The sequence below is a fragment of the Streptomyces sp. NBC_00726 genome, assembly GCF_045161735.1.
Lineage (GTDB): Bacteria > Actinomycetota > Actinomycetes > Streptomycetales > Streptomycetaceae > Streptomyces.
The window spans coordinates 3,304,085-3,321,475 of sequence record NZ_CP108983.1; the positions used below are offsets into that span (position 1 = coordinate 3,304,085).

General features: G+C 69.6%; 14 protein-coding genes and 1 riboswitch. Of the genes, 9 read left to right on the forward strand and 5 right to left on the reverse strand.

The annotated features are described in order from the left end of the window. Positions 1-43 precede the first annotated feature (43 nt). Positions 44-421, reverse strand: coding sequence for a phage holin family protein (locus OG338_RS14720; protein ID WP_405937763.1), 378 nt, complete (start codon positions 419-421; stop codon positions 44-46). A 68-nt stretch (positions 422-489) separates the two neighbouring features. Here OG338_RS14720 and OG338_RS14725 point away from each other — a divergent pair, with 68 nt between their 5' ends. The 4 genes from OG338_RS14725 (at position 490) to OG338_RS14740 (ending at position 2,703) form a co-directional block, all read left to right on the forward strand. Then, a complete protein-coding gene (locus OG338_RS14725; RefSeq protein ID WP_018101857.1) occupies positions 490-807 on the forward strand; it encodes a cupin domain-containing protein in 318 nt (105 codons plus the stop codon). A gap of 130 nt (positions 808-937) precedes the next feature. Beyond that, on the forward strand, positions 938-1,153 hold the full coding sequence (locus OG338_RS14730) for a DUF5326 family protein (RefSeq protein ID WP_405937764.1): 216 nt from the start codon (positions 938-940) through the stop codon (positions 1,151-1,153). A 240-nt stretch (positions 1,154-1,393) separates the two neighbouring features. Next, positions 1,394-2,164, forward strand: a complete 771-nt coding sequence (locus tag OG338_RS14735; RefSeq protein ID WP_405937765.1) for an IclR family transcriptional regulator — start codon at positions 1,394-1,396, stop codon at positions 2,162-2,164. Between the two features lie 101 nt (positions 2,165-2,265). Next, complete coding sequence (locus OG338_RS14740; protein WP_018101854.1) at positions 2,266-2,703, forward strand: SsgA family sporulation/cell division regulator; 438 nt, start codon at positions 2,266-2,268, stop codon at positions 2,701-2,703. 80 nt (positions 2,704-2,783) lie between these two features. Here OG338_RS14740 and OG338_RS14745 read toward each other — a convergent pair whose 3' ends face one another. After that, positions 2,784-4,106, reverse strand: coding sequence for a YibE/F family protein (locus OG338_RS14745; RefSeq protein WP_405937766.1), 1,323 nt, complete (start codon positions 4,104-4,106; stop codon positions 2,784-2,786). Between the two features lie 70 nt (positions 4,107-4,176). Continuing rightward, positions 4,177-4,308, forward strand: a riboswitch (TPP riboswitch). Between OG338_RS14745 and thiC the strand changes: the two genes are divergently transcribed. After that, positions 4,301-6,094: a phosphomethylpyrimidine synthase ThiC gene (gene thiC, locus OG338_RS14750; protein ID WP_405937767.1), complete on the forward strand. Its 1,794-nt coding sequence runs from the start codon at positions 4,301-4,303 to the stop codon at positions 6,092-6,094. (Overlaps the previous riboswitch by 8 nt.) A 56-nt stretch (positions 6,095-6,150) precedes the next feature. On the opposite strand, the gene OG338_RS14755 is transcribed toward thiC, so the two are convergent. From OG338_RS14755 to OG338_RS14765, 3 genes are all read right to left on the reverse strand, one after another. Then, entirely contained in the window at positions 6,151-6,960 is an 810-nt protein-coding gene (locus OG338_RS14755; RefSeq protein WP_405937768.1) for a hypothetical protein, read from the reverse strand. Positions 6,961-7,142: 182 nt separating this feature from the next. Then, complete coding sequence (locus OG338_RS14760; protein ID WP_405937769.1) at positions 7,143-8,201, reverse strand: metallophosphoesterase; 1,059 nt, start codon at positions 8,199-8,201, stop codon at positions 7,143-7,145. Between the two features lie 175 nt (positions 8,202-8,376). After that, a complete protein-coding gene (locus OG338_RS14765; protein WP_026171354.1) occupies positions 8,377-9,489 on the reverse strand; it encodes a LacI family DNA-binding transcriptional regulator in 1,113 nt (370 codons plus the stop codon). Between the two features lie 371 nt (positions 9,490-9,860). On the opposite strand from OG338_RS14765, the gene hisC reads away from it, so the two are divergent. From hisC to cydD, 4 genes are all read left to right on the forward strand, one after another. Further along, positions 9,861-10,940, forward strand: coding sequence for a histidinol-phosphate transaminase (gene hisC / locus OG338_RS14770; protein WP_405937770.1), 1,080 nt, complete (start codon positions 9,861-9,863; stop codon positions 10,938-10,940). A gap of 237 nt (positions 10,941-11,177) precedes the next feature. Continuing rightward, complete coding sequence (locus OG338_RS14775) at positions 11,178-12,686, forward strand: cytochrome ubiquinol oxidase subunit I (RefSeq protein WP_405937771.1); 1,509 nt, start codon at positions 11,178-11,180, stop codon at positions 12,684-12,686. A 16-nt stretch (positions 12,687-12,702) separates the two neighbouring features. Beyond that, positions 12,703-13,704 carry a cytochrome d ubiquinol oxidase subunit II gene (gene cydB / locus OG338_RS14780; protein ID WP_405937772.1) on the forward strand — a complete coding sequence of 334 codons (1,002 nt, stop codon included), beginning with the start codon at positions 12,703-12,705 and terminating at the stop codon, positions 13,702-13,704. 45 nt (positions 13,705-13,749) lie between these two features. Beyond that, positions 13,750-17,301, forward strand: a complete 3,552-nt coding sequence (gene cydD / locus OG338_RS14785) for a thiol reductant ABC exporter subunit CydD (RefSeq protein ID WP_405937773.1) — start codon at positions 13,750-13,752, stop codon at positions 17,299-17,301. Positions 17,302-17,391: the final 90 nt, after the last annotated feature.

Sequence of the window (17,391 nt, forward strand, 5' to 3'; positions counted from 1 at the left end):
TCGCACTGTTTCAGGTGGACACGGGTCGCACCCGCCGGGCGGGTCAGTCCTCGTCCGGGAGGACGACGTTCAGCGCCCAGGACACGATCGAGACGATCAGGCCGCCGAGGACGGCGGTCCAGAAGCCCTCGACGTGGAAGCTCAGGTCGAGCACTCCGGCCAGCCACGAGGTGAGCAGCAGCATCAGGGCGTTCACCACGAGGGTGATCAGGCCCAGCGTGAGGATGAAGAGCGGCAGGGTGAGCAGCTTCACAATCGGCTTGACCACGACGTTGACCAGGCCGAAGACCAGCGCGACGAGGATCAGGGTCAGGGCCTTGCGGCCGGTGCTGCCGCCGGTCAGCGTGATGTCCTGGACCAGCCAGATGGCCACGGCCAGCGCACCCGCGTTGGCGATCGTCTTGACTACGAAATTCTTCATGTGTCTGATCGTGGCAGACATGATCGGTGGTGGACACCGGCTGGGCAGAGGCAAGGGGCGGACGGTCCATGAAGGCATTCAGACTGGACGAACTGGAGGCGGAACGGGCCGCCAACGACGGCGCGTACCTGCAGTTTCTTCGCGAGCGGAACATGTCGGTCGGTCTGTACGCCCTGGACGCAGGCGAGCTCGACCCGCAGAAGCCGCACAGCCAGGACGAGGTCTACTTCGTGGTCAGCGGTCGCGCGTCGATCACCGTCGGCATGGAAACGACACAGGTGGGAAGAGGAAGTGTCGTGTACGTACCCGCGGGCACGGCCCACAAGTTCCACCACATCACCGAGGACCTGCGCGTGATGGTGGTCTTCTCGCCGCCCGAGGGATGAGTCCGTCGACGGTGCGTCCCAGGGTTCCCTAAGGGATCGATCAGGGGAGGACAAGGGCTTCCCGGGGTCCGGAGGCCGCCTTTCGCCTCTAGCATCGAAGCAAGGAACTCACAGAGACGAGGTAAGGACGATGGCCGTGCGGGAGATATTCGCTGGGATGCCCTGGTGGGTGAAGTGGATCGCGGTGCCCGTGATCGCGATCGTCGTGTTCGGCGGTCTGATCGCCAGCCTGGTCGCGTTCGTGGTCGGTCTGCTCTTCAAGATCCTGATCTTCGTGATCCTGGTCGGCGGGCTCGTTTTCGTCGTACGGAAGTTCCTGTCGTCGTCCTCCGGGAACGGCTGGTGACCGCACGCCCGACGGGGGATTAGCCCAGCTGAGCTAAGGGAAAGGTGAATCGGCTCCCGGTCACAGGGCGGCCGATACAGTGGCACTCCTCTGCCATCACCTGGGAAAACACCGTAAGTCGCCACCCCGACCAGTGGTTTGTGCGGGATCCGGTCTCCGGACCCCCAGGTCTGCGGCAGACCTGTGGGGGCGGCCCCCACGGGCGGGCTGACCGCCCGTCACCACGCCTGGGGGTGACCGTTGACCACGGCATCGAGTACGGCTGTTCCGACGCTCATCGGGTCGGTGCAGCGGGCGCTGAGGCTGCTGGAGGCTGTGGGTACCCATCGCGACGGGGCCCCGGCCAAACAGCTCGCGAGGGAAGCGGGGCTTCCCCTTCCCACCGCGTACCACCTGCTGCGGACCCTGACCCATGAGGGATATCTGCGCCGGGAGAACGGCGTCTTCCGCTTCGGCGCCGCCGCCGAACGGCTGATGGGTGACCGCGCCGCCCAGAACCGCCGCAGTGTCCTGGCCCGTTCGCTGGGCCGCTGGCGGGACATCGTCGGAGCCCCGGTGTACTGCGCCATCTACCGCGAGGGCGAGATCGAGCTCCTCGCCGTGGCGGACACCCCCGAGCGGCCGGCCGTCGACGAGTGGGCGGCGTTCCGCGAGACCGGGCATGCGCACGCGATCGGTCAGTGTCTGCTGAGCCGGCTGGACGAGAAGGCCCGCGAGGACCACCTGGACCGGCACCCGGTGCGCCCGCTGACCCGGTATTCGGTGCGCGACCGTGCGGCGTTCCTCACCCGGCTGCGGTCGCTGGAGCGTACGGAGCCCGTCATCGAGCGACAGGAGTACGCGCTCGGGACCGTCTGCGCGGCCATCCCCATCACGGCCGGATTCACCGCCGCCGCGATGGCCATTTCAGTACCCCTCCACGAGGAGGATCGGTTGCTGCCCGCAGTCGAACGGCTACGCGGTGAAGTGTCTAGCCTCTTGCGTTCGTTCGTGTTCTCTATCAGTATCTGAAAAATCACTCCTTGTGATCTGCTATCGCGTGCACCACGATGGCGTCAATAGGGCCATGGGGGATCATTCCTGGCCAGATTCATCTACTGCGGGGTTGAACGATGCGCGAGTCGGTTCAAGCTGAGGTCATGATGAGCTTCCTCGTCTCCGAGGAGCTCTCATTCCGTATCCCGGTGGAGCTCCGGTACGAAGTGTGCGATCCGTACGCGATCCGGATGACCTTCCATCTGCCCGGCGACGCCCCCGTCACCTGGGCCTTCGGCCGTGAGCTGCTGCTCGACGGCCTCAACAGCCCCAGTGGTGACGGCGATGTGCATATCGCGCCGACCGAGCCCGAGGGGCTGTGCGATGTCCACATCCGGCTACAGGTGGGCGCCGACCGTGCGCTCTTCCGGGCGGGCACGGCACCTCTTGTCGCCTTCCTCGACCGTACGGACAAGCTGGTACCGCTCGGGCAGGAGTGCACGCTGGGTGACTTCGACGGCAATTTGGAGGAGGCGCTGGGGCGCATTCTGGCCGAAGAGCAGAACGCGGGCTGAAGCGGTCCACGGCCCGGGGAGCCGTCGTGCCACTCGAACACGACACCTGCCGATCGGGTGAATCACGCTGTGTGTTCCGGTCACGACCTCGCCCGCCGTCGCCGGCCCCTGCCGCTCCGCACGGGTGCCGAAGCCCCGGCTTCCGCGCCGACCCCCGTGCGGTCCGCGGTGACGACCAGCGCCGCGAGCGCGGTCGTCACCGGCACGGAGGCGACCAGTCCGATCGAGCCCACGAGGGTGCGCACGATCTCCTCCGCCACCAGCTCGCTGTTGGCGACCGTCCCCACACTGCTCTGCGCGACCGTGAACAGCAGCAGGAGGGGCAGCGCGGCGCCCGCATAGGCGAGCACCAGGGTGTTGACCACGGAGGCGATGTGATCGCGGCCGATTCTGATCCCTGCCCGGTAGAGCTGCTTCGCACTCATGGTGGGGTTCGCCTGGCGCAGCTCCCAGACCGCCGAGGTCTGGGTGACCGTGACGTCGTCGAGCACGCCCAGAGAACCGATGATGACGCCGGCCAGCAGCAGTCCGCTCATGTCGATGTGCGGATACAGGCCGTGGATCAGGCCGGTGTTGTCGTCGGTGTTCCCGCTCAGGCTCGCCCAGCCGATGAAGAGCGAGCCGAGCAGCCCGATCAGGAGCAGTGAGATCAGGGTGCCGATGACGGCGACGGAGGTGCGGGCGGTCAACCCGTGGCAGATGTAGAGCGCGATCAGCATGATCGCACCGGCCCCGACGACCGCCACCAGCAGTGGATTCGAGCCCTGAAGTATGGCCGGAAGGATGAACAGGGTCAGGACGGCGAACGACAGTGCGAGCGCCACCAGGGCCATGACCCCGCGCATCCTGCCCACGAGCACCACCGCGAGGGCGAAGATCCCGGCCAGCAGCATCAGCGGGAACTTCCGGTTCACGTCCGTCACGGAGTACTGGAGGTCATGGGGTGCGTCGGGAGCGTACGCCACCACCACCCCCTGGCCCTCCCGCAACTGCCTCGGGGCGTCCGGCTGGACGACCTCGACGAACCGGCGCCCCGAGTCGGGGCCGGTGGTGACCTCGACGGTGGCCTTCTCGCAGAGTCCGCCGGAAACCGGCCGGTCCTCGGAGGGTTGGGTCTCGCCGCTGACGGGAAGCTGGGCGGCGTTCACGTCCTTGCAGTCGACCTTGACGACGCTCACCACCTTTCCCTGCTGGGTCTGCCGGTCGAAACCGACACCGGTCCGTTCGTGCGCCGGCGCACCATTCGGCCAGAGCGCCACGAGACCGACGAGTACGGCGGTCGCGAAGGGGATCAGCACGGCGGCGATCACCTTGCGCAGATGGGCGGAGACGGGTGCGGCCGGGCCATGGCTGTGCGTGTGCTGATGGCCCTGCGGTTCTGGGTCGCGATGAGGGGGCGTCACCGGCCGATCATCGCAAGAAGGGAGGGGCCCTCTGTTCAGCTCGCCCGTCCGGGGGCTAGCGTGGTGGCACCTTTGCACACGCGGGAGCTCGGAGCACCGGGCTGAGAGGGCGCTGACCGCCGTACGACCGTACGGGACGCTGCGCCGACCGCCGAACCTGTTACCGGGTAATGCCGGCGTAGGGAGTAGGTCTCATGACCACATCGGACACACGCACGCCTGCCTCCGACCAGAGCGACGAGGCCGGGAAGTCCATCGGCTGGCACAAGGGATACGTCCAGGGCCCGCGCCCCGACATCCGGGTGCCGGTCCGCCAGGTGCACCTGACCAACGGCAAGGACGTGACGCTGTACGACACGTCCGGGCCGTACACCGACCCCGCGGCCGGGACCGACGTCCGGCGCGGACTCGCACCGCTCCGGGAGAACTGGGTCATCGCCCGCAGTGACACCGAGGAGTACGCGGGCCGCCCCGCCCGCCCCGAGGACGACGGGCTCAAGCACACCTCGCCGCGGGGTGGGCTGCGCAACCTGGACGCGGTGTTCCCCGGCCGGCCGCGCCGCCCGCGGCGGAGCCGGGACGGCCGTCCCGTCACCCAGCTCGCGTACGCCCGCAGGGGCGAGATCACCCCGGAGATGGAGTACGTCGCCATCCGCGAGAACGTGCCGGCGGAGGTGGTGCGCGAGGAGATCGCGGCCGGCCGTGCGGTGCTGCCCGCCAACGTCAACCACCCGGAGACCGAGCCGATGATCATCGGGAAGCGGTTCCTGGTGAAGGTCAATGCCAACATCGGCAACTCCGCGGTGACGTCCTCCATCGAGGAGGAGGTGGACAAGATGACGTGGGCGACCCGGTGGGGCGCGGACACGGTCATGGACCTTTCCACCGGCCGCAACATCCACACCACCCGTGAGTGGGTTCTTCGCAATTCACCCGTACCGATCGGAACCGTGCCCCTCTACCAGGCCCTTGAGAAGGTCGACGGGCGGGCGGAGGAACTGACCTGGGAGATCTACAAGGACACCGTCATCGAGCAGGCCGAGCAGGGCGTGGACTACATGACGGTGCACGCCGGCGTACGCCTGCCGTACGTGCCGCTGACCGCCCGGCGCAAGACCGGCATCGTCTCGCGGGGCGGCTCGATCATGGCGGCGTGGTGCCTGGCGCACCACAAGGAGTCGTTCCTGTACGAGCACTTCGAGGAGCTCTGCGAGATCCTCGCCGCGTACGACGTGACGTATTCGCTGGGCGACGGGCTGCGCCCGGGGTCGATCGCGGACGCCAACGACGAGGCCCAGTTCGCCGAGCTGCGCACGCTCGGTGAACTGAACACAGTTGCCAAGCGGTTCGGCGTGCAGACGATGATCGAGGGCCCGGGGCATGTCCCGATGCACAAGATCAAGGAGAACATCGACCTTCAGCAGGAGATCTGCGAGGAGGCGCCGTTCTACACGCTCGGCCCGCTGACCACCGACATCGCGCCGGCGTACGACCACATCACCTCGGGTATCGGCGCCGCGATGATCGCCTGGTGGGGGACGGCGATGCTCTGTTACGTGACGCCCAAGGAGCACCTGGGGCTGCCGAACCGGGACGATGTGAAGACCGGGGTCATCACGTACAAGATCGCGGCGCACGCCGCCGACCTGGCCAAGGGGCATCCGGGGGCGCAGGAGTGGGACGACGCGCTGTCGGACGCCCGGTTCGAATTCCGCTGGGAGGACCAGTTCAACCTGGCGCTCGACCCGGACACGGCACGGGAGTTCCACGACGAGACGCTGCCGGCCGAGCCCGCGAAGACGGCGCACTTCTGCTCGATGTGCGGTCCGAAGTTCTGTTCGATGAAGATCAGCCACAGCATCACCGAGCAGTTCGGCGGCGCGGACGGTGCGGAGGCGACGGCCGAGGAGATCGCCGAGGGGATGCTCGGCAAGTCGCGTGAATTCGCGGCGGGCGGGAACCGGGTCTATCTGCCGCTGGCCGACTGACCTGGGACGGGACCGGCCGCGCACGGCTCCGGCGCCTTCCGCCGGAGCCGTGGCGGTCAGTCCGGTTCGTGCTCGGGACCGCCGAAGTCGGGGCTGGTGAAGTCCGGGCTGCTGTACGTGGGGCGGGGCGCCGCCGCCGGGCCCTCGTCCGGGCCTGCGAAGTCGGGCCTGCTGTAGCCGATCTTGGGGAGGCGGCCCGCCGGGCGGTACGGGGCGGGGACCGCGGGTCCGGCGGGCTCGGTGAGGGCGTCGCGCAGGAAGGGCACGATGCCCCGCTCCAGCAGCGCCTGTCGCCAGGCGTCCTTGGCGAGGGCCACGTCGTCGGGCAGTCGCTCGTGGGCTTCCCGGGCCGGCAGGGACGTCGAGCCGTTGCGCAGGGCGGCGATGAGCAGGCCGATGGCGGCGATGAAGATGGCGGCGGCCGTGACGGCGGCGAAGAACCAGCCGGCGTCCACCATGGGGCCTGCGAAGGCCGGTGGTGGCTCCAGCATCTTCAGGAGGTAGCCGACCAGCAGGAATATGGTCGCCGCCGTACCCGCCAGCATGGGCGCCAAAACGGTGACGACCGCTCCTATGCCGGCGCCCGACTGACCGAGGCCGTCCGGCGCCGTGCCGGAAGCCGTGTCCCGGGTGGCGGCGCGTGCTTCGTCACGAGCCTTCACGTACTGCTCGTACTCGGCTGCGGCCGTGGCGGTGATCAGGGCGACGGCGGTCAGCGCCATGGTGCGCAGCTGGGCGGCGCTGAGGCGTTCGCCGACGGCGGCCAGCTCCGGTCGTTCGTGTGCGTGACGCAGTGCGTCGTCGAGGAGCCGTTCGTACTCGGGCCGGTCCTCGGTCAGCAGGTGCGGAGCGCTGTTCATCTGCATCCCCCGATGCTCCGTCGGGCCTGTGTGCCCGCTGGGTCCGGGCAGTTCGGGCGGAAACGGAGGAGAGCCTGCTACTGATAGGCCGATGGTAGAGCGCGCACAGCGCGGGGTGACAGAGGGTTTCCGGAAATAGCCCCTGCACTCGGCGTGGTCAGCTCGGGATGCGTCTTCCCCGCAGGGCGTCAGTCATGCAGGGGGAGTTGGACGACCAGTAGCTTTCCGGCCATGGTCACCCCGCCGTCCATAGCGATGGCGAGCCCCTCCGCGTACACATGCGGTCCGTCGACCTGAGGCCCGGCACCGTCCTCGCCGTCCTCGGAGCCGACCTCGCCGGTCAGGTACGGGATGGGGCTGTGACCATGGACGACGCGCCGGCCGCCGTACGCCGTCATCAGCTCCTGGACGGCCTGGGCGCCCGAGTCGTCGCGGAAGGCGAACCGCTTGGTGAGCTTGCGGAACAGGTCCCAGCACTCGTCGGCGTCGTTGCGCGTGAGGATGGCGTGGACCGTGTCGTTGACGTCCTCGATGGTGGAGCCGTAGTCGAGGTACGCCGTCGTGTCCGAGTGCATCAGGAGGTGCCCGTCCTCCTCGACCACGGCGTCGAGCCGGGACATCCACTGGAGGTGGACGTCCTGAAGGCGCTCCATGTCCGTCTTCTGCCCGCCGTTGAGCAGCCAGGCCGCCTGGAAGGTGGCCGTGCCCGCGCCGGAGTTCACCGGGGTGTCGCCGAACCGCTTGGCGCCGATGAGCAGCAGCTCGTGGTTGCCCATCAGGGCCTTGCAGTAGCCGCCGGCGGCCGCGGCCTCGGCGGAGAGCCGCATGACGAGGTCGATGACGCCGATGCCGTCGGGGCCCCGGTCCGTGAAGTCGCCGAGGAACCAGAGGCGCGCGTTGCCCGCCGCCCAGCGGCCTTCGGAATCGATGAGGCCCTGCTCCGCGAGGGCGGCGAGCAGCTCGTCCAGGTAGCCGTGGACGTCACCGACCACGTAGAGGGGGCCGAGGCCGGGGTCGGCGGAGGGACGCGGTTCGGGCACGGGCTGCACCTGGGCGGGTTTGTCGACGCTGATGACGGGAAGGTCGCGCGCCGTCGGGGTGTACCCCTCCGGCGTCTCGCCCTCGGGGAAGGCGTTCCCCGGGTGCGGCGACGCGGGCGGTGCGGGGGACTGCGCATAGGGCGGTACGCGGAAGTCGCGCAACGTCGCCGTCCGCACCACGGGTTCCTGACCGGCCCCCTGTGTCATCGACCCCTCCACACCACCGTCGCGCCGCCGTACACCTGACGGGCCCTGCTGGTCGGGTTGGTCCGCGGTGTCGTCCGCCCATCATAGGAATGCAGATCGTGCTCTGGGACGCACCAGGGGTGGTGAATCCTTCCGCATGCCAGGTTCGTCGGTCGATTGGTCCTGATTGGGATGATCAGTCCCCTGCCGGGGAACGCGGCGCACTGACCGTGGTGCGGGGTGGGCGGCGTTGCGAGGATGTCCGGACGATGAGCTCCGTCGGCACCACCCGTTCCACCGGACCGTCCTGGTCGACTCCCTCGATGGCGTCGATGAGCAGCTGGACGACGGCCGTGCCGATCCTCCGCGGCTTCAGCGAGAGCGTCGTGATGGGCGGCTCGGTCGTCGCGTACACCGTGGATTCGCTGCAGCAGACCAGGAGCAGGTCCTCGGGGACGCGCAGGCCGTAGCGGCGCGCGGCCGCCAGCAGGTCCGTGCCGTTGGGGTCGAAGAGCCCGTAGACGGCGTCGGGCCGGTCCGGACGGGCCAGCAGCCGGTCGGCGGCCACCGCCCCCGCGCACGGGTCGTGGGCGGGATAGGACTCGTAGACCGGATCCTGTCCCACACGCTCGCACCAGTGCAGGTAGGCGGTGGTGGAGAGCCGGGTGTACGTGTCGGTGGTGGTGCCGGTGAGCAGTCCGATACGGCGGGCCCCGGCGGCGGCGAGATGGTCGAGGAGGTCGAGCACGGCGGCTCGGTGGTCGTTGTCCACCCAGGCGGTCACGGGCAGCGACCCGGCGGGCCGGCCGTCGGAGACGACGGGCAGCCCCTGGCGGACCAGCTCGGAGACGACCGGGTCCTGGTCGGACGGATCGATGACGACGGTGCCGTCGAGCGCCACGTTGGACCAGACGTCGTGGCGCGAGGTCGCCGGCAGGATGACCAGGGCGTAGCCGCGGGCGAGGGCCGCTGAGGTGGCCGCTCTCGCCATTTCCGCGAAGTACGCGAACTCGGTGAAGGTGAAAGGTTCATCCCCGTACGTCGTCACGGTCAGGCCGATGAGGCCGGACTTGCCGGTACGGAGCGTGCGGGCCGCTGCGGAAGGGCGATAGCCCAGGCGCTCTGCGACCTCGCGGACATGGCGGCGGGTGGCGTCCGGGAGCCTGCCCTTGCCGTTGAGCGCGTCGGAGACGGTCGTGATGGAGACGCCGGCGGCGGCGGCCACATCCCGGATTCCGGCACGTCCCTGCCTGCCGCCGCGCCGGGGGGTCTCCGTCCGGCTCACCTGGTGCTTCCCTGCTGCTGTCATGGCGAGCCGATAGTAGGGGTCTGGCGGGGCATTGGTCCGGTCGCATATTCACGCGTTGACAGGCACGTTTCTGCAAGGTCATCGGGTACCAACCACCTTGTGAAACAAGGATGTTGGCGGGATCTGTCGTCATGTGTCATGCATCCGGCCGGATGGACCTGCCGAGGGTGCAAGGTCTCGGGGAGGTCTCAACTCACCTTTTCGAGGGACGCGCGCCACGGAGTGAGCCACCGGCGCGCGCCACTGCCGGTCGCGCTCCCCCTCATTCCGGGGTCCACCGGACGAATCCGCTCTCCACCCGTTCGCAGCGGCGCCCAATCCTCATAAGGTGAGCAGTATTGATGTGTACGGATGGTCGAGGAGGACCTGCGGTGAGCGAGACGAGCCCCAAGCTGCGCGCCGAACTGGACGGCGTTCCCGCCTACGTTCCGGGCAAACCGGCATCGGCGGACGGACCCGCCGCTTTCAAGCTGTCCTCCAACGAGAACCCGTATCCGCCGCTGCCGGGCGTGATGGAGAGCGCCCTCGCGGCCGCCGAGCACTTCAACCGCTACCCGGACATGGCCTGCACCGGTCTGATGAACGAGCTGGCCGACCGTTTCGGTGTGCCCGTGTCGCATCTGGCCACCGGCACCGGTTCGGTGGGCGTGGCCCAGCAGCTGCTCCAGGCCACGTCGGGCCCGGGTGACGAGGTGATCTACGCCTGGCGCTCCTTCGAGGCGTACCCGATCATCACGCAGGTCAGCGGCGCGACCTCGGTCAAGGTGCCGCTGACCGACGGTGAGGTGCACGACCTGGACGCGATGGTGGACGCGATCACCGACCGGACGCGGCTGATCTTCGTCTGCAACCCGAACAACCCGACCGGCACCGTCGTGCGCCGGGCCGAGCTGGAACGGTTCCTCGACCGGGTGCCGAGCGATGTGCTCGTGGTGCTGGACGAGGCGTACAGGGAGTTCATCCGCGACGCCGAGGTCCCCGACGGGCTTGAGATCTACCGGGACCGCCCCAATGTGGCGGTGCTGCGGACGTTCTCCAAGGCGTACGGGCTCGCGGGGCTGCGGGTCGGCTTCGCGGTGGCCCACGAGCCGGTGGCGGCCGCGCTGCGCAAGACGGCGGTGCCGTTCGGCGTGAGCCAGCTCGCCCAGGACGCGGCGGTGGCCTCGCTGCGCGCCGAGGACGAGCTGCTCGGCCGGGTCGGCTCGCTGGTGTGCGAGCGGGACCGGGTCTCCGAGGCCCTGACGCGGCAGGGCTGGACGGTGCCCGTGTCCCAGGCGAACTTCGTCTGGCTGCGGCTGGGCGACCGCACCCTGGACTTCGCGGCGGCCTGCGAGAAGGCCGGTGTGGTGGTCCGGCCGTTCGCGGGTGAGGGCGTGCGCGTGACGATCGGCGAGAGCGAGGCGAACGACCTGTTCCTGAAGGTGTCGGAGTCGTTCCGCCAGGAGCTGTAGCCGGCGCCGTCCGGCGACCGGGCCCCGTGTCTCGTGAGAGGTGCGGGGCCCTTTCGTATGCCCGGTGCGGGGCCGGTCGGTGACAGGGGACCCCGGGCGAAGGTCTCGAAAGTGGGTGCGCCATAATTGCTTGTGAATGTGAACGCGTTCACAAGCGTGTCCTGCTTCCTCCCGTGATCCGTTGGATTTCGCGGACAAATCGTCGCTGTGGCGGCGGTGACGTAAGGAGAAGACGACGTGGAGCTAGCTCTGGCGCCGGAGACCCTGGCGCGATGGCAGTTCGGTACGACGACCGTCTACCACTTCCTCTTCGTTCCTCTGACGATCTCTCTCGCGGCGCTCACCGCCGGCCTGCAGACCGCTTGGGTGCGGACGAACAAGGAGAAGTACCTCAGGGCCACCAAGTTCTGGGGAAAGCTCTTCCTGATCAACATCGCCATGGGTGTCGTCACCGGCATCGTCCAGGAGTTCCAGTTCGGGATGAACTGGTCCGACTACTCGCGGTTCGTCGGTGACATCTTCGGGGCTCCGCTCGCCTTCGAGGCTCTGATCGCGTTCTTCTTCGAGTCCACCTTCATCGGCCTGTGGATCTTCGGCTGGGACAAGCTTCCGAAGAAGATCCATCTCGCCTGCATCTGGATGGTGTCCCTCGGCACCATCCTCTCCGCCTACTTCATCCTGGCGGCCAACTCCTGGATGCAGCACCCGGTCGGCTACCGCATCAACAAGGAACGCGGACGCGCCGAGCTCACCGACTTCTGGCACGTGCTCACGCAGAACACCGCGCTGACCCAGTTCTTCCACACCATCACGGCCGCCTTCCTGGTCGGTGGCGCCTTCATGGTCGGCATCGCGGCCTTCCACCTGGCCCGCAAAAAGCACATCCCGGTGATGCGGACCTCGCTGCGGCTGGGCCTGATCACCGTGGTGATCTCCGGCCTCCTGACCGCCGTCAGCGGTGACCAGCTCGGCAAGGTGATGTTCAAGCAGCAGCCGATGAAGATGGCGGCGGCCGAGGCGCTGTGGGACGGGCAGAACGCTGCCCCCTTCTCGATCTTCGCCTACGGAGATGTCAGCAAGGGCCACAACTCCGTCGAGATCTCGGTCCCCGGGGTGCTGTCCTTCCTCGCCGACGACGACTTCCACTCGTACGTGCCGGGCATCAACGACATCAACAAGGCGGAGCAGGAACGCTTCGGCCCCGGTGACTACCGGCCCAACATCCCCGTCGCCTTCTGGAGCTTCCGGTGGATGATCGGCTTCGGCATGGCCTCGTTCGGCCTCGGCATCCTCGGCCTGTGGCTCACCCGGAAGAAGTTCATGCTGCCCGAGGCGATGCGCACGGGTGAGGACGAGGTGCCGAACCTGGTCCTCTTCAGGACGAAGGCCCTGAGTCCGCGCCTCGCCCGGTGCTACTGGATCGTCGCCCTGTGGACCCTGCTCTTCCCGCTGATCGCCAACTCCTGGGGCTGGATCTTCACCGAGATGGGCCGGCAGCCCTGGGTCGTCTACGGAGTGCTGCGGACCCGTGACGCGGTCTCCCCCGGTGTCTCCCAGGGCGAGGTGCTGACCTCGCTGATCGTCTTCACCGTGCTTTACGCGGTGCTCGCCGTCATCGAGGTCCGGCTCCTCCTGAAGTACATCAAGGCCGGACCGCCGGAGCTGACGGACGACGACCTCAACCCGCCCACCCGGATCGGCGGCGACCACGAAGACGCCGACCGGCCCATGGCCTTCTCCTACTGAGAGCGGGAGCCGAGAAATGGAACTCCACGACGTCTGGTTCGTGCTCATCGCCGTCCTGTGGACCGGCTACTTCTTCCTGGAGGGCTTCGACTTCGGGATCGGTGTCCTCACCAAGCTGCTGGCCCGGGACCGCAAGGAACGGCGGGTGCTGATCAACACCATCGGCCCGGTCTGGGACGGCAACGAGGTCTGGCTGCTCAGCGCCGGCGGAGCGACCTTCGCCGCGTTCCCGGAGTGGTACGCCACGCTGTTCTCCGGCTTCTACCTGCCGCTGCTGGTCATTTTGCTCTGCCTGATCGTGCGCGGCGTTGCCTTCGAATACCGGGCGAAGCGACCCGAGGAGAAGTGGCAGACCAACTGGGAGCACGCGATCTTCTGGGCCTCGCTGATCCCCGCCGTGCTGTGGGGTGTGGCCTTCGGCAACATCGTGCGCGGCGTGAAGATCGACGCGCACATGGAGTACACGGGCAGCGTCCTGGACCTGCTGAACCCCTACGCGCTCCTCGGTGGCCTGGTCACCCTCACCCTCTTCACGTTCCACGGCGCGGTGTTCGCCGGGCTGAAGACGGCCGGTGACATCCGGGCCCGGGCGCGTGGGCTGGCCCTGAAGCTGGGCGCCGTAACAGCGGTGCTCGCGCTCGTCTTCCTCGCCTGGACGCAGACCGAGAACGGGGACGGGCGGAGCCTGATCGCGATGGTCGTCGCCGCGCTGGCGCTGGTCGGTGCGATCGGGATGACCGCGGCGGGGCGTGAGGGGTGGTCCTTCGCGCTCTCCGGCGTGGCCATCACGGCGACGGTCGCCATGTTGTTCCTGACGCTCTTCCCGAACGTCATGCCGTCCTCGCTGAACGACGCCTGGAGCCTCACGGTCACCAACGCCTCGTCCAGCCCGTACACGCTGAAAATCATGACCTGGTGCGCCGGCATCGCCACCCCGGTCGTGCTGCTCTACCAGGGGTGGACGTACTGGGTGTTCCGCAAGCGGATCGGCACCCAGCACATCGCCGAAGCCCACTGACGCAGTGCGTCCCCTGACCGCGCCGAGCCGCAAGGGATGTTTCACGTGAAACCGATCGACCCACGCCTGCTCCGCCACGCCCGCGCCACACGCCTGTTCATGGTGGCCGTGGTGGTTCTCGGCCTGGCCGGGGCGGCGCTGGTCATCGCCCAGGCCATGCTCATCGCCGAGATCGTGGTGGGCGGCTTCGAGGACGGGCTCACGACGGGTGGGCTGCGCACTCCGCTCCTGCTGCTCGCGGGGGTCGCGCTCGGGCGGGCCCTGGTCGCCTGGCTCACCGAACTGGCCGCCCACCGGGCCGGTGCGGCAGTCAAGTCCGAGCTGCGCCGACGGCTGCTCGACCGGGCTGCGGAGCTGGGGCCGGACTGGCTGAGCGGGCAGCGCACCGGCTCGCTGGTGACGCTGGCCACCCGGGGGATCGACGCCCTGGACGACTACTTCGCGCGCTATCTGCCCCAGTTGGGGCTCGCGGTGGTCGTGCCGGCGGCCGTGCTGGCCAGGGTCGTCACCGAGGACTGGGTGTCGGCGGCGATCATCGTGGTCACGCTGCCGCTCATCCCGCTGTTCATGATTCTGATCGGCTGGGCGACCCAGTCGCGTATGGACCGTCAGTGGCGGCTGCTCTCCCGGCTCTCCGGCCACTTCCTCGATGTGGTGGCCGGACTGCCGACGCTGAAGGTGTTCGGCCGGGCGAAGGCGCAGGCCGAATCCATCCGCCGCATCACTTCGCAGTACCGGCAGGCCACCCTGCGCACCCTGCGGATCGCCTTCCTGTCATCGTTCGCCCTCGAACTCCTCGCCACCCTCTCGGTGGCTCTCGTCGCGGTCACCATCGGCATGCGGCTCGTGCACGGTGAACTCGATCTCTACACCGGCCTGCTGGTCCTGATCCTCGCGCCCGAGGCGTATCTGCCGATCCGGCAGGTGGGGGCGCAGTTCCATGCGGCCGCCGAGGGCCTTTCGGCGGCGGAGGAGGTCTTCGCGGTGCTGGAGACGGAGCCCCGCCCGAGCGGTACGGGGGAGGTGCCCGGGTCGCTGCGGCTGGAGCTGGAGGGGGTGACGGTACGCCACGAGGGGCGGTCCGAGCCTTCGCTCTCCGCTGCCTCGCTGACCGTCGAGGAGGGGGAGACGGTCGCCTTGACCGGTCCGAGCGGTGTCGGAAAGTCCACCCTGCTGAGCGTGGTGCTGGGCTTCACGGCCCCCGACGAGGGCCGGGTGCGGGTCGGCGGCACCGATCTGGCGGACGTTTCCCTCGAACACTGGCGGGAGCGCATCGCCTGGGTGCCGCAGCGCCCCCATCTCTTCGCGGGCACCATCGCGGAGAATGTGCGGCTCGCCCGGCCCGCCGCCGACGACAGCGCGGTGACGGCGGCGCTGCGCGACGCGGGGGCGTACGAATTCGTACGAGGGCTTCCGGACGGCGACCGCACTGTGCTCGGTGAGGACGGCGCCGGTCTCTCCGCAGGTCAGCGGCAGCGGATCGCGCTGGCCCGGGCCTTCCTCGCCGACCGGCCGGTGCTGCTGCTGGACGAGCCGACCGCGAGCCTGGACGGCGAGACGGAGGCGGGAATCGTCGAGGCCGTACGGCGGCTGGCCGCGGGCCGGACCGTGCTGCTGGTGGTGCACCGGCCGGCGCTGCTGTCGGTCGCGGACCGGGTGGTGACGCTGACGGGCCCGGCTGGTCTTGCGCGGGATGCGTCTGCTGAGCTGCCCGGCTCCGCGTTCCCGCCCGGTTCCGCGAGCGCTCTTGGCTTCGTGAGCCCGCCCGGTGCCGTTCTGCCGGCGGGGCCGGCGCGCGCAGCCGAAGCGTCCGAGGAGGCCACGCCGGCGCGCGGGCACGTACTGACCCGGGTCCGGGACGCCGCAGGCGCCCAACGTGCCAGGTTCGGGCTCGCCCTGCTGCTGGGAAGCCTGGCTCTGGGGTCCGCCGTGGGGCTCATGGCGGTGTCCGGCTGGCTGATCTCCCGGGCGTCCGAGCAGCCGCCCGTCCTGTATCTGATGGTCGCGGTGACGGCCACCCGTGCCTTCGGCATCGGGCGGGCGGTCTTCCGTTACGCCGAGCGCCTCGTCTCGCACGACGCGGTCCTGCGGATGCTCGCCGAACTGCGCGTCGCCGTGTACCGCAGCGTGGAGCGCATCGCGCCGGGCGGCCTGCGCGGTGCCCGGCGCGGTGATCTGCTCTCGCGGCTGGTCGCGGACGTGGACGCGCTCCAGGACTACTGGCTGCGGTGGCTGCTGCCCGTCGGCACCGCCGTCCTCGTGGGCACCGCGTCCGTCGGCTTCACCGGCCGGCTGCTCCCCCAGGCTGGCCTGGTCCTGGCGGTGGGGCTACTGCTGGCGGGCATCGGGGTGCCGCTCGTCAGCGGTGCCTGTGCGCGCCGCGCGGAACGCAGACTGGCCCCCGCCCGCGCCGGTCTGGCCACCCGGATCACCGACCTGCTGGGCGGGACGGCCGAGCTGACCGTGGCAGGTGCCCTGCCGGGGCGTGTGGCCCGCACTCGCGCGGCCGACGCCGTCCTCACCCGGATCGCATCGCGTGCGGCGACCGCGACCGCGCTCGGGGGCGGCCTCACCGCTCTGATCGCCGGCCTCACCGTGGTGGCCGCCGCCTCGGTCGCCCTTCCGGCGGTGGCGGACGGCCGGCTCGCCGGCGTGGAACTCGCCGTCGTCGTCCTCACCCCGCTGGCCGCCTTCGAGGCCGTGACCGGTCTGCCGCTCGCCGCCCAGTACCGGCAGCGGGTCAGGCGGAGCGCGGAGCGTGTGTACGAGGTGCTGGACGCCCCCGTGCCCGTACGAGAGCCCGAAGCACCGGCCGCGCCGCCGGTGAGCCCATTCCCGCTGGAACTGCGCGGGCTGTCGGCCCGGTACGCGGAGACGGCCCACGACGCGCTCGCCTCCGTCGACCTCACCTTGGAGGCGGGTCGCCGGATCGCCGTCGTGGGGCCCTCCGGGGCCGGGAAGACCACGCTGGCCCAAGTGCTGCTGCGCTTCCTGGACGCGCGGGCGGGCACGTACCGGATCGGCGGCGTGGATGCCTCGGAGCTGGCCGGGGACACCGTGCGGAGGTTCGTCGGGCTGTGCGCCCAGGACGCCCACATCTTCGACAGCTCGCTCCGGGAGAACCTGCGGCTCGCCCGCCCCGCCGCGACCGAGCCGGAACTGCGCGACGCCTTGGCGCGGGCCCGTCTGCTCGACTGGGCGGACGCGTTGCCGGACGGGCTGGACACCCTCGTCGGGGAGCGCGGCGCCCGCCTCTCCGGAGGGCAGCGTCAGCGGCTCGCCCTGGCCCGGGCCCTGCTCGCCGACTTCCCCGTCCTCGTGCTGGACGAGCCCGCCGAGCACCTGGACCTGCCCACGGCGGACGCCCTGACGGCGGACCTGCTGGCGGCGACGCTGGGACGTACGACGGTCCTGATCACGCACCGGTTCGCCGGCCTCGACGCCGTGGACGAGGTGGTGGTGCTGGAGGCGGGCTCGATCGTGCAGCGGGGCCCGTACGACGTACTGGCGTCGGTTGAAGGACCGCTGCGCCGGATGCTGGCGCGGGAACGGGAGAGCACCGGGCAGCCGGCAGCGGCCGTGGGGGCACGCTCGTAGGTCCTGCCCGGCTGCGGGTCCTCGCTTCAGGAAGGGGCACACCGGCTTCAGGAAGGGGCACACCGGCTTCCGGAAGAGGACCGACCTCGC

Bases quoted from the DNA above. Each gene is read 5' to 3' on its own strand.
- OG338_RS14720 (WP_405937763.1), bottom strand. From the start codon at position 421: ATGAAGAATTTCGTAGTCAAGACGATCGCCAACGCGGGTGCGCTGGCC.
- OG338_RS14755 (WP_405937768.1), bottom strand. From the start codon at position 6,960: ATGCAGATGAACAGCGCTCCGCACCTGCTGACCGAGGACCGGCCCGAG.
- OG338_RS14730 (WP_405937764.1), top strand. From the start codon at position 938: ATGGCCGTGCGGGAGATATTCGCTGGGATGCCCTGGTGGGTGAAGTGG.
- OG338_RS14765 (WP_026171354.1), bottom strand. From the start codon at position 9,489: ATGACAGCAGCAGGGAAGCACCAGGTGAGCCGGACGGAGACCCCCCGG.
- OG338_RS14740 (WP_018101854.1), top strand. From the start codon at position 2,266: ATGCGCGAGTCGGTTCAAGCTGAGGTCATGATGAGCTTCCTCGTCTCC.
- OG338_RS14760 (WP_405937769.1), bottom strand. From the start codon at position 8,201: ATGACACAGGGGGCCGGTCAGGAACCCGTGGTGCGGACGGCGACGTTG.
- thiC (WP_405937767.1), top strand. From the start codon at position 4,301: ATGACCACATCGGACACACGCACGCCTGCCTCCGACCAGAGCGACGAG.
- cydB (WP_405937772.1), top strand. From the start codon at position 12,703: ATGGAACTCCACGACGTCTGGTTCGTGCTCATCGCCGTCCTGTGGACC.
- OG338_RS14725 (WP_018101857.1), top strand. From the start codon at position 490: ATGAAGGCATTCAGACTGGACGAACTGGAGGCGGAACGGGCCGCCAAC.